We start from the raw sequence: 13598 nt of genomic DNA, 5'->3' as shown, positions 1-13598 counted from the left end.
GTTCAGCCACGTTCTCGGCTTAGCCAGGTTTGATATCGCTTGAGGTGTCGCGTGACGATCGCGGCAAGGGAGGCATCCGTACAGATCATCTCAGGGGTGATGGCATTGCTGGTGAGGCCAAGCGAAAATCCGGCTTCGCTGACGATTTCGGCGGACATGGTCCGGAGGATCTCTTCCAGCTGAACCGGGGCAAAGGCGTGGCGGGAGGTGACGTGGGCAAGCGCGACCGGCTTGCCCGGAAACTTCTGACAACCAACCATCCAGTCGAGAGTGTTTTTGAAGCTGCCGGGCAGTGCATGCATGTATTCCGGCACGGCGAACAGCAGCCCGTCGGCGCGCGCAACCTGTTCGCGCAGGTCGATGACGATCTCCGGCAGGTGGTCGGTAATATCCAGATCCGGCACGAAATGCGGCAGATCGCCGATGCGGTCATAGCGGTTGAGAACGAGCCCGTCGGGCGCCAGTCGTTCTGCTGCGCTCAGCAGGGCCAGATTGGACGATGCGGCACGAAGACTGCCGCAAAATGTAAGGATCCTGAAGGGCAAGAGACTGGTCCGGTTGAAGGAGGCTAGGGGCGAGCCTATCGGATTCGCCCCGTATCGTGATCCCCCAACGACCGACCAGTTTGCGCCTTTTACCGGCTGGCAGCGGCCAGTGCTGCACCAAAGCCGACAAAGAGCGTGCCTGTGATCCGGCGTACCCACAGCATGCGCTTTGCAGATGTCAGGAAACGGCGCATGTGGCCACCTGCGTAGGCAATTGCGGCATGGTTGGCGAAACACAGTGCGGCGTAGGTGAAGGAGAGCACCGAGATCTCCGTGAGATCGATGCCGTCGGCGCGCATGAATTGCGGGAACAGCGCGGTGATGACCAAAATGGCCTTCGGATTGGTGATGGAAACGAGAAGTGCCTCCAGGAACAGCTTTCTGGGGCTTTTGCGGGCAATCAGGACACCATCTTCCACGTGAAAAGCAGACTTGTCGCGCCAGATCTTGAGGCCGATGAAAATGAGATAGGCGGCACCAATGACCTTCAGCACCGTGAAGGCCACGGCGGAGGCTGCCATCAGGGCGCCGAAGCCGAGGGCGACCGCGTATCCCAGGATTACCAGTCCCGTGGCATTGCCTGCCGCGGAAGCGAGGGTCGCGTTACGGCCGAACCGGAGCGTGTTGGAAATGGCCAGCATGACTGCCGGGCCGGGACTGACGGCAGGCAGGAGCGAGACGGCAATAAAGACGAGCCAAAGATCTATCGGCATTTCGGTTCTCGAGAAAAGGCTGCGGGGTGCAGCCGGAAGGATGTTTCAGGGCAGCAGCCGGCCGTCGCGTACGGCCTTGTTCAGCAGGTCCTGGGCAAAATCCCAAAGACCCGGGAAGGGAGACAGGCGGGATTCCTTCGTCAGCTTCAACGCTTCGGCGGAAATGGGTTCATGGGTCGGATCGTCCAGGCCGGATGCAAAGACCAGCACCATCGGATGCAGCGCGTCCATCGCGTTGGCGAATTTCGCCTCCGGTGTTTCGTTGGCTTCGAACTCCAGCCAAAGAGACTTGAAATCCAGGCCTTGCGATGAGGGAAGCAGGGCGAACAGTCGGCTTGCCGCTGCCTGTTCCAGATCCTTGATGCCGGCCCGGTTGTCGTCAGTGACCCAGTGGTCGCCTGCGTCGATCTCGACCAGGTCGTGAACGGCGAGCAGTTTGACGACGTGGTTGATGTCGGTGCCGGCAGGGGCGTGCTCGGCAAGTGTCAGCGTCTGCAGGATCACGTGCCAGCAATGCTCGGCCGTGGTCTCGCGCCGGGCGCCGCCCGTGAGCTGGTTCAGCCGGACGACTTCCTTCAGCTTGTCGGTCTCCAGAAGAAACGCGACCTGCTTCTCCAAAGTGTCGTTCATCAGATCTCGCCCATGGCCCGGCGGAAGCGGGCAACGCTTTCGGCAAAGCCATGGATCAGCGCATCGGCGGTAAAGCCGTGGCCGATCGACATTTCCCGAATGAAGGGGGCGCGTGCCATCAGGGCAGGAATGTTTTCGACGGTCAGATCATGCCCGGCATTGACGCCGAGCCCGCAGGCCTGGGCGGCTTCCGCCGTGGCCACAATCATGTCGAGTTCCTTTACGGCGCGTGCCGGATCGTCGTAACAGGCACCATAGGGGCCGGTGTAGATCTCGATACGTTCCGCCCCGAGCCTGGCAGCGTGTTCGGGAGCCGCCGGGTCCGGATCACAGAAGAGCGAGACCGTCACCGCCCACTCCTTGGCGGCGGCAATCGCTGTTTCCAGCGCGCCGGTGTCTTTCGAAAAGTCCCAGCCATGGTCCGAGGTGGACTGTTGCGGGTCGTCCGGCACGAACAGGACCTGTTCGGGGCGAGCTTCCTCCACCAGCTTCATGAAATCGGGGGCCGGATAGCCTTCCAGGCACAGTTCCTTGTTCGGGAACCGGTCCTCGATCAGCTCGGACAGCTCGAACACGTCCGTCTTGCGGATATGGCGTTCATCGGGACGAGGATGCACGGTGATGCCCTTGGCGCCGGCTTCCATCGCGATGGCCGCAAGGCCAGTCACGCTCGGCCAGGGCAGATCCCGGCGATTTCGCAACATGGCGATGGCGTTGACATTGACGGAAAGGCGCGAAACGGCAGGCATGATTGATAGTCCGGTGAAAACGGTTCTGATCTGGCTTTAAGAGACTGGGTCAGGTTCGCAAGATTGTGTCAAAAGCCGTTGAAGTCAAACGAGGAATTGTCACTAGAGACAATGTTTTTCAGTGTTGGTGGGGCTTCAGCCACCCTTGATATCGCACGAGCCGCCCGAGACCAGGCAGGGAGATCTCGACGTCAAAGCGGAAGATGCCATCCGGTGCCGTCTCGGCTGTTTCGCTGATCGGCAACAACCAGCGCGGCAAGGGAATGCCAAACAGCTTGCCACTGCGAACGGGATAGGCGAGTGCATCGCCCTTCAGGTTCAGGTGAATGTTGAACGTTGTTGGTCCGAAACGCTCCTGAACCACGCCGGAGCCCGGTGCACCTGACAGGCTGAGCACGGACCGGAAAGTCTTGCCGCCGAAATTGCGCTGCCAGATTTCCTTGTCGCCCTGCCGCTTGATGGTCACTTTCACCGGAGTTGCATCTGCTTCGGGCGGAAAGCCGACGATACGGCACAGCAACTGGCCGAGCCGCGAGGTGCCACGCGTGACCTTTGCCTCACCGGTCCATTGCCGGCGATCAAACACTGTGTGAAGGGAGCGGATCTCTTCAGGCAAAGCTTTGAAGGTGCTGCTGCCGAGTGCCTGCTGGAACAAGACCGGTGCCGCGTGCTTTGCAGAGAAGGTGCGAACGTTCAGATGAGCGGTGGCCTCCTCGACGTCTGCCAGCTTGAATTCACCAAGGCTTGGCCGCGCTCCGGCTGGAACAACACCTTCGACGAGGTGCTTGCACAAGATAGCGCCCGGGACTGCCGGGATATGCGGCCCGTCGCCGGCTTCCGCAATCAGTGTCCAGCTGGCAGACAACGGCTGGCCGTCCTTGCCAAGCCCGGCAAGCCGGACTTCCATGCCGCCGCGGTCGGACCCGAACCGTTCGAACCAGCCCGCGACAGTACGAAGGAGTGGAGCGGCAGCTTGCAGTGACCTGACAAGGCGAAGACGCACCAGCCAGGAGAGAGCCCAGAGGCCCAGATGAAGGAGGGAGAGTTCAAGTCCCGCCCGGAACAGCACCGTTCGGGCGTTGTAGACCTTGGGAAAGAGTGTCAGATCCGGCGCGCCGATGAAACTCGACCAGCGCTTTGAAAGGCCGCTGCTGCCTTCCGGGCCGATCCGGCGCCGGGAGAGACCGGACCAGCCGATGACCTTTGTCCATCCGCCATCGCGGTAGACGGAAACGGGCTTGCCGGACTGGGTCAGGATCGCTTCGATGACGGAGAGGCCACGAGGTGCACGATTGCCCGGCAGGATGGTGCTTTCGATCAGGTCGACCTGTGAGAACTCATGCCGAAGAGCTTCGACCGCAACCGAAGAGAGGGCCGGTACGCTGGAAACGCCAGACAGCACGGTCAGTCCGCTCAAGCGTGCCTGCTCGTCGAGCACAGTAATACCGCTGGTGAACCCGGCATCGTCGGAAAGATCCAGATAATGGCTCCCGGCGGCAAGGGCGGCTTCCGCAACCGCGTAGGGGGATTGCCGGTAGGCCTGAAACGGTCCGGCGGCGTCGATGGTGACGAAGGGGCGAAGGGAGAGAAGGGCAGCAGCGAAATCAGGTGCCGTCCGATCCAGAACGGCGGCAGTGCCACCATGCCGGCGACAGAAGTCTTCAGCCTTTTGCTGGCTGCGGCCTGCAACGATGACATCCAGATGCTCGTGTCTGAGCAGGGCCTCGGCCAGCTTTCCGCCAAAAACGCCATAGCCACCGAGTACGACGATGCGTTTCCTTCGGGAAAGTTCAGTCAAGGAGCCGTTCCTTCAGCGCAGCCGACGGCAGGGGACAGGTTCGTCTGCCGAGCCGATAGCGATTTTGGGCAATCCTGTCATAAGTCCAGTCCGCGAGCCTGCGCGGCAGAAGATCCAGCACCGTGAGCGCCTTCCAGGGCCAGCCGAGACTTTTCATGGCTGCGGTGAAGGACGCCATTTTGGTGTAGGCCCGACCGCGGCAGATAACGATGTTGGTTTCCATCTTCTGCGGGTCGAGCCCGTGGTGCCGGTAGAGTGTCTGACCGATGTCCGAGTGGGCGTCGACAAAGCGAAAGCCTGCTGTCCGGTCGTGCCTGGCGACGAACCGGGCAAAGCCGGAGCACAGAACGCAAATGCCATCAAAGACGATCAGGTTGTCGGGAAGATGTGCAAGGGCAGGCGGGGCCGGTTTGACGTTGCGTCTGGTTTCCATCGTCTTGGGGCTTTCGCGGGCAATGACAGGTTTCCGCCTCTCATGTAGGGTTGCAACGCAGGGTTCGGCGAGCCCGCACAAGGTCGCAGTACAGTATTACGACTAGGTTTTCAGGTTCCGCCGTTTCCTCTAAGACTGGCCGTAAGTGGCCCGATTCTTAAGCTTGTTCCGGACTGAAACCGATTTCGGTGTCGATCCGAACGAGAATTAATGCATACATCGAGGTCTCGGATCGAGAAAACTACCAGGTAATCCATGGCCATCTCCAACGCGCTCCTCCTCTTGGCCCAGGCAGCCGTTTATTTCATCGTCATGATGAGCCTTCTGCGGGCTCGTCAGGTGATCGGTATCGGCGTCTTCATGTGCGCGCTTGGTGTGATGCATTTCCTGGAAACATATCTCGCCAGCGTCTTTTACATCGAGTTGCCGTTCGGTATCGTCTCCCCCGGGTCGACAGTGCTTTTTTCCGGCAAGCTTCTGATGATCCTGCTGCTCTACATCCGCGAGGATGCGCTGATCGTCCGTCAGCCGATCTACGGCCTGTTGATCGGCAACTTCCTGATCGTCGCACTGGTGATGATCCTGCGGAACCACGATACCATCTCGGTCACGGACGGCCGCAATCCGGATTTCGCCTTTATCGATGAAATGGGGCTGCTGATGGTCTGGGGCACCATCTTGCTGTTTGTCGACGCGATCGCGATCATCGTGCTTTATGAGCGGATCGGCAATTGGGTCGGGCGGCACCTTGGCCTGCGTTTCCTGATCTGCGGCGCGGCAGTGCTGACTTTCGACCAGGCCGGGTTCTTCCTGGCGCTGCATTATGTTTCCGGTGCACCCTGGCATGTGTTTGTCGGCGGCTGGGCAGCCAAGATGGTGGCTACGCTGGTCTATACGGCGCTGTTCATCCTCTACCTGAAGTATTTCGACAACGAGAGCAGCTGGCTCACCAACAGGTCCTTCAAGGACGTGTTTCAGGTGCTGACCTACCGGGAGCGCTACCACAAGCTTCTGGAAGCTTCCATTCGCGATCACCTGACCGGCACGCTTCACCGCAGCCAGTACGACCAGAATGCGCCCAAGATCCTGGCCAAGAACCTGCAGGAAAACCGACCCCTGTCACTGCTCGTGATCGACATCGATCACTTCAAGCAGGTGAACGACCGGCATGGCCACCAGGCCGGTGACGAGATCCTGAAGATGGTTGCCCGGCTTCTGGCCGACAACCTGCGTTCCGACGATCACCTCTACAGGGTGGGCGGCGAAGAGTTCGTGCTTCTGTGCGAGAAACTGTCGGTGGAAGGCGCGACCTCCATGGCCGAGCGGCTGCGCAAGGCGATCGAGCGCTTCAGCAAGATCTATCTTCCGGAAAAGGTAACGGTCAGCATCGGTCTGGCCAGTGCGCCGCAGGACGGCGACACAATGGAGGCCCTGTTCCGGCAGGCGGATCTTCGGCTTTATGAAGCCAAGAAACAGGGGCGCAACCGGGTCTTCAGCCCGGTCACGGTGGATTAGACCAATCTGGTAAGCCAAAGCATTTGAAAAAGAAAAAGCCCTGGAACCGGTCCAGGGCTTTTGTCGTTTCTGAAGGCCGGGACGATCAGACCCGGTTAAGCAGCCTTGCCCGGATGGTGTTGGGCAGGGTGCGGATCTCTTCCAGAATGCTGACCGGATCTTCCACCGGGCTGTCGACATCCAGAACAACGTAGCCGATGTCCAGATGGGACTGCATGTACTGGGCACAGATGTTGAGGTTGTGCCGGGTGAAGAGGTCGTTCAGCGTGCGCATGGCACCGGGAGCATTGTGGTGCACCTGGATGAAACGCGTGGCCGACGTGCCCTTGGGCAGTTGAACCTGCGGGAACGAGACGGCGCCGATGGTGGACCCGACATCGGAGTATTCCACCAGTCGCTTGGAGACTTCCTCACCGATCCGGTCCTGGGCCTCTTCCGTCGAACCACCCACGTGCGGGGTCAGGATGACGTTGTCGAGGCCGCGCAGAGGCGACAGGAATTCGTCCTTGTTGGACTTCGGCTCGACCGGGAAGACGTCGATGGCAGCGCCTGCCAGGTGACCGGACTTCAGCGCGGCGGCCAGAGCGTCGATATCGACAACCTTGCCGCGGGCGTTGTTGATCAGGAACGCGCCCTTCTTCATCTTCGAAATCTGGTCAGCACCGAACATGTCGCGCGTTTCCGGCGTATCGGGAACATGCAGGGACACGACATCGGATTCAGCCAGCAGGCCATCGAGGCTTTCGGACGGCATCACGTTGCCGTGCTGCAGCTTGTCGACGAGATCGAAGTAGATCACCCGCAAGCCCATGGCCTCGGCCAGGTTCGACAACTGCGTGCCGATATTGCCGTAGCCGACGATACCAAGTGTCTTGCCGCGAACTTCGTGGGAACCGGCAGCGCTTTTCATCCAGCGGCCTTCGTGGGCAGCGGTGGATTTCGGGAAGACGCCACGCATCAGCATGACGATTTCGGCAACGGTCAGTTCAGCCACGGATCTCGTGTTGGAGAAGGGGGCATTGAACACCGGGATGCCGCGCGTGAGCGCGCCCTTGAGGTCGACCTGGTTGGTGCCGACGGAGAAGCAACCGACGGCAACAAGGCTCTTGGCCGCTTCCAGAACCTCTTCGGTGACCTGGGTGCGGGAGCGGATGCCGAGCATCTGGACGCCCTGCAGCTTGTCGATCAACGCGTCCTTTTCCAGGGCTCCGGACAGGACTTCAACGTTTGTATAACCGTGTTTTTCAAGAACCGCGCGCGCGGTCGGCGAAATGCCTTCCAGCAGCAGCCAGCGGATCTGGTTTTTCGGCCGGGAGAGACCGTGAATCATGGCGAAATGCCTTTTGGTCTGATTGGTTTGAATCGCGCCGGATCGGCGCTAACAGCGCGCGTGTCGTATACGCGCTCGTTCACGTCGCGTCTAGGGCGCCATTTTGATGGAACGCAAGCCGACACCGCGCGTTTTGTCACCCCGGTGTTTGTGAAAGCGGTTGCTGACGGACGACAGCCTGTGCCAATAAGCGGCGGGGGCGCGTTACGGCCGGATCTCCAACCGGCTGCTTGAATAAAATCCGACACCAAGCGAGAGCAGGGACCCCGATCCATGTTGAATTTGAGCGGGCCTCAATTCGATTACGAGCCATATCCCGTTTGCTATGTAAAAGATGTATTGCCGCCGGAAATGTACCGGTCACTCGTCGAGAGCTATCCTGACAAGGATCTGTTCAAATACATGCCAAACCTCGGGCACAAATATTCTCTGTCCGACATCAATAGCCCGGATAACTACTACAAGTTCCTGTCGGAGACACCTGGCTGGAAAGCGTTTTACGATCATGTGAAATCCGAGAACTTCATAAACAATGTGCTGGATATGTTGGTCGCCAACAATATCGACCTGGGCCTGCGCAGGCTCAAGGTGATTGCGAAGGACGGGCAGCGGAAGGCCAGCCTGCTGAGTCGCCTCCGTCGCCAGACCGAGATCAGTGCCCGGTTCGAGTTCTCGATGATGCCGGCAAACGGCGGTCAGATCCTGCCGCACACCGACGCTCCGCATAAATTGATCACGCTGGTTCTGTCCATGATGGAGCCGGGAGCCTGGAATCACGCATGGGGTGGTGGCACGGCGGTGTGCCTTCCCAAGGACCGGACGAAGGTCTTCAACCACATCAACAAGGCGATGCCCCTCGAGGATGTTGAAACGCTGAAGACGTTCCCGTTTGAGGAAAACCAGTGTGTCCTGTTCGTGAAGACCTACAATTCCTGGCACCATGTCGCGCCGATGAGCGGACCGGACGATGCCCCCTTGCGCAAGACGCTGACGATCAACATCGAGAGCAAGCTTTAGGAAAGGCGGGGCCTGTGGAAATGCCACAGGCCTCTCGGTATTGCGCTGCTGTTGGACCGTGGTCAGTCGAGGCGGCGCAGATCCTGCAATCGCAAGGCAATGGCTCGCACCGTGTCGTCGTCATATCCGAGGCCAAGGTCGTTGCGCATGAAACGGCCAAGGTCTTCCGCTTCTTCAATCAGCCACTCCCGCTTGTTGCCACCACCGACAAACCGGGCCCGGCCGTCCAGAAAACTGATGAAACCCCGATCCGTCAGCCGGTAGAATTTCATGCTGCCCGCAAAGGACTGCCTGGGCGAAGCGGCGCACAGGAAATTGGCGGCTTCAATGTCGACAGGGCGGACGTCTACCCGGTCAAATCCGTAGAGCGCGAACCAACCCTCCTCAGTCTGTCGTTCCAGTACGTGCTCTCCTGACGCAGCTTCAAGGCGTATCCTGTAGACTTGGTCGCGGGCCTGCTGGCGTTCTTCTGAAATGCGCACGGGCTCGGCTGGAGCCTGGCCGCCGAACCCGGCATCGACCAGCCATTCGGTTCCATCACATGTCACGACATGGGCAAGGTGTGAGCGTGCTCCGCCCTCCGCCGCCCCCATACGCACCCGGGCAAGCACCTGCCGGGAGGAAAAGCCGATGGCTGCCAGTGCGTCACCCAGCAGAGAGTTCAGCTCGAAGCAGTAACCGCCGCAACGGTGTTGCACGAGCTTTTGCCAGAGGCTGTCCCGGCCAAGCTCCGGAACCTTGCCAAGAAAAGGCAGAACGTTTTCGAACGGGATGGCGCTGATCTGGGCGGCCTGCAGGGCTCGCAAGCCCTCCAGGGTGGCCGGGCACGTCTCCAGGCCAATCCGCTCAAGATAGAAATTAAGATCGAAGGGCATGGGCAGGTTCTGTCCGGTTTCGAAGTGTCTGATGCATGTAGGCAAGTCTTCGGCTGTTGCCAAGGAACACGACGGCGGGAGTTCGCCCGACCTGCCGTGTGCCGTGCCTCAACCTGCGCAGGAAAACAAAAAAAAGGCCCGCCGCACCGGGTGCGACGGGCCTTGCGATCAGAAACCGATCTCTTAAAGGCCTTCCGGTCCACGCTGAACGGCAGCAACGCCGGTGCGGGAGACTTCGACCAGACCGAGCGGTTTCATGATGGAGATGAACTGCTCGATCTTGGAGGTCCGGCCGGTGATCTCGAAGACGAAATGTTCCGTCGTCGCGTCGATCACGGTGGTGCGAAAGGCATCTGCAAGGCGCAGGGCCTCCAGGCGCTTTTCACCGGTGCCTGCCACCTTCACCAGGGCAAGCTCACGTTCCAGCGGCTTGTCCTGGTTGGTGCGTTTGGCGCGAACGGTCAGGTCGGTCACCCGGTGCACCGGCACCAGCCGATCGAGCTGGTGGCGGATCTGCTCGATGATCATCGGCGTACCGGTGGTCACGATGGTGATGCGGGACAGGTGTTTCTCGTGTTCGGTTTCCGACACGGTCAGGCTGTCGATGTTGTAACCACGGCCGGAGAACAGGCCGATCACGCGGGCGAGGACACCCGGCTCGTTGTCCACGAGCAGCGATAGGGTGTGGGTTTCGATTTCGTTGCTGACTTCTGCCAGGAAATAGGCGGAAGGCGCATCAACATTCTGTGCGTTCATTTTCTTAAAGTCCTTTTGCCTATTTCACCTTAAACGAGCGACTTGCCTTCGGCGCTGATGGCGTTGGCAACCGCTTCGTCGTTGGCTTCGTCCGGCAGCAGCATTTCGTTGTGAGCCTTGCCCGAGGGGATCATCGGGAAACAGTTGGTCAGATTGGCAACGCGGCAGTCGAACAGGACAGGCTTGTCGACTGCAATCATTTCCTCGATTGCCCCGTCAAGATCACCCGGCTTTTCGACCCGGAACCCAACCCCGCCATAGGCCTCGGCCAGCTTGACGAAGTCCGGCAGGCTGTCGGTGTAGGAATGGGACAGACGGTTGCCGTGCAGCAACTGCTGCCACTGGCGCACCATGCCCATGTACTGGTTGTTGAGGATGAACACCTTGACCGGCAGGCCGAACTGAACGGCAGTCGACATTTCCTGGATGTTCATCAGGATCGATGCATCGCCGGCAATGTCCACGCACAGCGCGTCGCGGTGGGCCACCTGCGCACCGATGGCAGCCGGCAGGCCGTAGCCCATGGTGCCGAGGCCGCCGGAGGTGAGCCAGTGGTTCGGCTCCTCGAAGCCGTAGAACTGGGCTGCCCACATCTGGTGCTGGCCGACTTCGGTGGAAATGAAGGTCTTGCGGTGTTTGGTCAGTTCATAGAGCCGCTGGATCGCGTATTGCGGCATGATGACGTCGCTGTTCGGCTTGTAGGCCAGCGAGTTGCGTGCGCGCCACTGATCGATCTGCGTCCACCAGTCCTTCATGGCCTTGGCGTCGGATTTCAGCGAAGAGGACCGCCAGATCCGCACAAGGTCTTCCAGCACGTGGGCGACATCGCCGATGATCGGCAGGTCGACATTGATCGTCTTGTTGATGGAGGACGGATCGATGTCGATATGAATCTTCTTCGAGTTCGGCGAGAAGGCATCGGTCCGGCCGGTGATGCGGTCGTCGAAGCGGGCCCCGATGCAGATCATCACATCGCAGTCGTGCATGGTCATGTTGGCTTCGTAGGTGCCATGCATGCCCAGCATGCCGAGCCAGTTGTCGCCGGACGCCGGATAGGCGCCGAGGCCCATCAGGGTGGAGGTGATCGGGAAGCCGGTCAGCGACACCAGTTCACGCAGCAACTGGCAGGCCTGTGGGCCGGAGTTGATCACACCGCCGCCGGTATAGAGAACCGGTTTCTTGGCGTTGGCCATCAATTCGGCGGCCATGCGGATGCTGGAGGCATCGCCCTTCAGCTGCGGACGGTAGCTCTTGTGCGCGGCAGCCGGGTTCGGCGTCGGGCCCTGGTATGTGCCGGTCGCGAACTGAACGTCCTTCGGAATGTCGACGACAACCGGGCCCGGACGGCCGGAAGTGGCGACATAGAAGGCTTCATGCAGGATGCGCGGCAGGTCGTCGACATCGCGGACCAGCCAGTTGTGCTTTGTGCAGGGGCGGGTGATGCCGACCGTGTCGCACTCCTGGAAGGCATCGTTGCCGATCAGATGGGTCGGTACCTGGCCGGAAATGCAGACAAGCGGAATGGAATCCAGCATGGCGTCGGTCAGGGCAGTCACCATGTTGGTGGCGCCGGGACCAGAGGTGACCAGGGCAACACCCGGTTTGCCTGTGGAGCGGGCATAGCCTTCGGCGGCATGGCCTGCGCCCTGTTCGTGCCGTACGAGAATATGCTCCAGACCTTCCTGCTGAATGATCTCGTCGTAAATGGGAAGCACAGCACCGCCCGGGTAGCCGAAGATCGTGTCAACTCCCTGGTCTTTCAGCGCCTGGATGACCATTTCGGCGCCGGTCATTTCCCGTGTCATTCGTTTCGTCCTTGCATTCTCGCCTGTGGATCAGGCTTTGGCTCACATAACTGTTTGTTCTTCTGTCAATCCTGCCCGATCGGGCGCGGACTGATAAAACACTGTCTGTCTGGCCTGACGCATGCGGCGTCAAAGATCCGGGCAGTGGTGGAAAATGCGTGGTCAGGAGGCGGGTACAAAAAAAGGCCCCTTTGGGAGCCTTGGTCGCGCGCCATCCTGTCCGTACGGGGTTATCCCGCCGCGGAGGCGCGCTTTCCTACTACTACTAGAATGAGCGACATTGCCATGTCGTCCCGGTCCTTTGATGCTGCAGGCCGTCTGGCCCGGTTCGACGTCGTTGTGGAACTCCCGGAACCGGGTTTGTCCCGCCAACCTGAGGCAAGCCGATATGACAACGACTTCAACAAGCTGGCCCAAGCCCGTCACGTCTGCCCCGGTCTTGATGCGCCGCACCCTAGTCAGGCGGATAAAACCGGTCAAGCCTTAATTTCGAAAATTGCGCAAAAGATCGAAGATGTTTCTGAAAGTTGCCTTTCGGGCGGCGTTAACGAGCTTTCCTTCCGGCGGCTGCGGATTTTCTCCGGGTTGCGTTCCCCGCAGACCAGCCATGATAAAAAATTGTCATAAAAACCGTTGCGCCAAATCGGATCGCACTATATACACCCGCCATCCGACGTGCCGCGCGGTTCTCGCGGCCCTGTCGCTTTGGGTGTGTAGCTCAGTTGGTAGAGCAGCTGACTCTTAATCAGCGGGTCTGGGGTTCGAGCCCCCACTCACCCACCATTTTCTTCTCCTGGAAATTATGCAAATGCCAACGCGCCGCGAGTTCGCGCCGTGCTTCTTATTGTGCATTTTGTCGAGATCTGTGGCCGCCGGTCGACGGCCACGAGATTCAGTGCGTGGTTGCTGCGATCAGCAGGGGAACTCGTTCGTGATGAATTTCGAATCCTTCAAGGTGGTGAAACAGGTGCTGCCGTCCTTGAAGTAGGTGTTCTCGTGGCCGCAGACCATTGTCTCGTCCCGGAAGCCCTGTTCACAAAACTGGCCGTCCTTCACTTCCCATTTCAGTGTTTTCTTCGCGGGCTTTTTACCCGTCACGGTCACCACGGCAATCTTGTTGCCGTTGTCGTTCCACTCGACAATCCAGTCACCGGCTTTCTTGCCGTTTTTTCCGTAAAAAATTCCTTCGATCTTGTTGCCGGACAAGATCTCGATCCGTTCGGCTTCTGTCATCGGCTTGGCTGATGCCGGAAGATCCTTGGCGATTGAGCCAGTTGAAATTGCACACATTGCAGCAAGCAAGAAAAGTTGCTTCATCATCGTGTTCTCCAATCAAGTTCAATATCAATCAACAAGTCCTTGCACAGTAACGTCTGAACTGTAGTTGTGCCCGGTGACGGTGACAACTTGATCAAAGGATGTGTTTGGCGGT

At 59.6% G+C, this 13598-nt stretch carries 14 protein-coding genes and 1 tRNA gene; 4 read left to right on the top strand and 11 right to left on the bottom strand.

Annotated features, from left to right (window positions below; all coding sequences use genetic code 11):
• Positions 1-2: 2 nt before the first annotated feature.
• From J7447_RS11435 to J7447_RS11410, 6 genes are all read right to left on the bottom strand, one after another.
• Entirely contained in the window at positions 3-545 is a 543-nt protein-coding gene (locus J7447_RS11435; RefSeq protein WP_209169644.1) for an NADPH-dependent FMN reductase, read from the bottom strand.
• Positions 546-634: 89 nt separating this feature from the next.
• Complete coding sequence (locus J7447_RS11430; protein ID WP_209169643.1) at positions 635-1258, bottom strand: LysE family translocator; 624 nt, start codon at positions 1256-1258, stop codon at positions 635-637.
• 45 nt (positions 1259-1303) lie between these two features.
• Entirely contained in the window at positions 1304-1888 is a 585-nt protein-coding gene (locus tag J7447_RS11425; RefSeq protein WP_023000582.1) for an HD domain-containing protein, read from the bottom strand.
• Entirely contained in the window at positions 1888-2637 is a 750-nt protein-coding gene (locus J7447_RS11420) for a pyridoxine 5'-phosphate synthase (protein ID WP_209169642.1), read from the bottom strand. Before J7447_RS11420 ends, J7447_RS11425 begins: the two co-directional genes overlap by 1 nt.
• 118 nt (positions 2638-2755) lie before the next feature.
• Complete coding sequence (locus tag J7447_RS11415) at positions 2756-4435, bottom strand: SDR family oxidoreductase (RefSeq protein ID WP_209169641.1); 1680 nt, start codon at positions 4433-4435, stop codon at positions 2756-2758.
• A complete protein-coding gene (locus tag J7447_RS11410) occupies positions 4428-4868 on the bottom strand; it encodes a DCC1-like thiol-disulfide oxidoreductase family protein (RefSeq protein ID WP_209169640.1) in 441 nt (146 codons plus the stop codon). The genes J7447_RS11415 and J7447_RS11410 overlap by 8 nt, the downstream gene beginning before the upstream one ends.
• Before the next feature lie 255 nt (positions 4869-5123).
• Between J7447_RS11410 and J7447_RS11405 the strand changes: the two genes are divergently transcribed.
• Positions 5124-6383 (top strand): GGDEF domain-containing protein, encoded by a 1260-nt coding sequence (locus J7447_RS11405; protein WP_023000586.1) that lies wholly within the window; start codon positions 5124-5126, stop codon positions 6381-6383.
• An 85-nt stretch (positions 6384-6468) separates the two neighbouring features.
• On the opposite strand, the gene serA is transcribed toward J7447_RS11405, so the two are convergent.
• Positions 6469-7713, bottom strand: a complete 1245-nt coding sequence (gene serA / locus J7447_RS11400) for a phosphoglycerate dehydrogenase (RefSeq protein WP_023000587.1) — start codon at positions 7711-7713, stop codon at positions 6469-6471.
• 273 nt (positions 7714-7986) lie between these two features.
• Between serA and J7447_RS11395 the strand changes: the two genes are divergently transcribed.
• Positions 7987-8730, top strand: coding sequence for a hypothetical protein (locus tag J7447_RS11395; RefSeq protein ID WP_209169639.1), 744 nt, complete (start codon positions 7987-7989; stop codon positions 8728-8730).
• 62 nt (positions 8731-8792) lie between these two features.
• Here J7447_RS11395 and J7447_RS11390 read toward each other — a convergent pair whose 3' ends face one another.
• The 3 genes from J7447_RS11390 to J7447_RS11380 form a co-directional block, all read right to left on the bottom strand.
• Positions 8793-9605 (bottom strand): arylamine N-acetyltransferase, encoded by an 813-nt coding sequence (locus J7447_RS11390; RefSeq protein ID WP_209169638.1) that lies wholly within the window; start codon positions 9603-9605, stop codon positions 8793-8795.
• Positions 9606-9788: 183 nt separating this feature from the next.
• Entirely contained in the window at positions 9789-10361 is a 573-nt protein-coding gene (gene ilvN / locus J7447_RS11385; protein ID WP_023000590.1) for an acetolactate synthase small subunit, read from the bottom strand.
• A 29-nt stretch (positions 10362-10390) separates the two neighbouring features.
• Positions 10391-12166 carry an acetolactate synthase 3 large subunit gene (locus tag J7447_RS11380; protein WP_055655364.1) on the bottom strand — a complete coding sequence of 592 codons (1776 nt, stop codon included), beginning with the start codon at positions 12164-12166 and terminating at the stop codon, positions 10391-10393.
• Between the two features lie 270 nt (positions 12167-12436).
• Between J7447_RS11380 and J7447_RS11375 the strand changes: the two genes are divergently transcribed.
• Both J7447_RS11375 and J7447_RS11370 read left to right on the top strand, forming a co-directional pair.
• Positions 12437-12793: a hypothetical protein gene (locus tag J7447_RS11375; protein ID WP_209169637.1), complete on the top strand. Its 357-nt coding sequence runs from the start codon at positions 12437-12439 to the stop codon at positions 12791-12793.
• A gap of 80 nt (positions 12794-12873) precedes the next feature.
• Positions 12874-12949, top strand: a tRNA-Lys gene (locus J7447_RS11370).
• 129 nt (positions 12950-13078) lie between these two features.
• Here the strand turns inward: J7447_RS11370 and J7447_RS11365 are convergent.
• A complete protein-coding gene (locus tag J7447_RS11365; protein ID WP_075284435.1) occupies positions 13079-13486 on the bottom strand; it encodes a hypothetical protein in 408 nt (135 codons plus the stop codon).
• Positions 13487-13598: the final 112 nt, after the last annotated feature.

The sequence above is a fragment of the Labrenzia sp. R5_0 genome (genome assembly GCF_017743835.1).
Lineage (GTDB): Bacteria > Pseudomonadota > Alphaproteobacteria > Rhizobiales > Stappiaceae > Roseibium > Roseibium algicola.
This window is presented reverse-complemented; position numbering and strand designations above follow the sequence as displayed.

What these genes read in the sequence shown, in the direction of transcription:
- J7447_RS11430 (WP_209169643.1), bottom strand. Translation starts at nt 1,258, where the DNA reads ATGCCGATAGATCTTTGGCTCGTCTTTATTGCCGTCTCGCTCCTGCCT.
- J7447_RS11425 (WP_023000582.1), bottom strand. Translation starts at nt 1,888, where the DNA reads ATGAACGACACTTTGGAGAAGCAGGTCGCGTTTCTTCTGGAGACCGAC.
- J7447_RS11420 (WP_209169642.1), bottom strand. Translation starts at nt 2,637, where the DNA reads ATGCCTGCCGTTTCGCGCCTTTCCGTCAATGTCAACGCCATCGCCATG.
- J7447_RS11410 (WP_209169640.1), bottom strand. Translation starts at nt 4,868, where the DNA reads ATGGAAACCAGACGCAACGTCAAACCGGCCCCGCCTGCCCTTGCACAT.
- J7447_RS11405 (WP_023000586.1), top strand. Translation starts at nt 5,124, where the DNA reads ATGGCCATCTCCAACGCGCTCCTCCTCTTGGCCCAGGCAGCCGTTTAT.
- serA (WP_023000587.1), bottom strand. Translation starts at nt 7,713, where the DNA reads ATGATTCACGGTCTCTCCCGGCCGAAAAACCAGATCCGCTGGCTGCTG.
- J7447_RS11395 (WP_209169639.1), top strand. Translation starts at nt 7,987, where the DNA reads ATGTTGAATTTGAGCGGGCCTCAATTCGATTACGAGCCATATCCCGTT.
- J7447_RS11390 (WP_209169638.1), bottom strand. Translation starts at nt 9,605, where the DNA reads ATGCCCTTCGATCTTAATTTCTATCTTGAGCGGATTGGCCTGGAGACG.
- ilvN (WP_023000590.1), bottom strand. Translation starts at nt 10,361, where the DNA reads ATGAACGCACAGAATGTTGATGCGCCTTCCGCCTATTTCCTGGCAGAA.
- J7447_RS11380 (WP_055655364.1), bottom strand. Translation starts at nt 12,166, where the DNA reads ATGACACGGGAAATGACCGGCGCCGAAATGGTCATCCAGGCGCTGAAA.
- J7447_RS11375 (WP_209169637.1), top strand. Translation starts at nt 12,437, where the DNA reads ATGAGCGACATTGCCATGTCGTCCCGGTCCTTTGATGCTGCAGGCCGT.
- J7447_RS11365 (WP_075284435.1), bottom strand. Translation starts at nt 13,486, where the DNA reads ATGATGAAGCAACTTTTCTTGCTTGCTGCAATGTGTGCAATTTCAACT.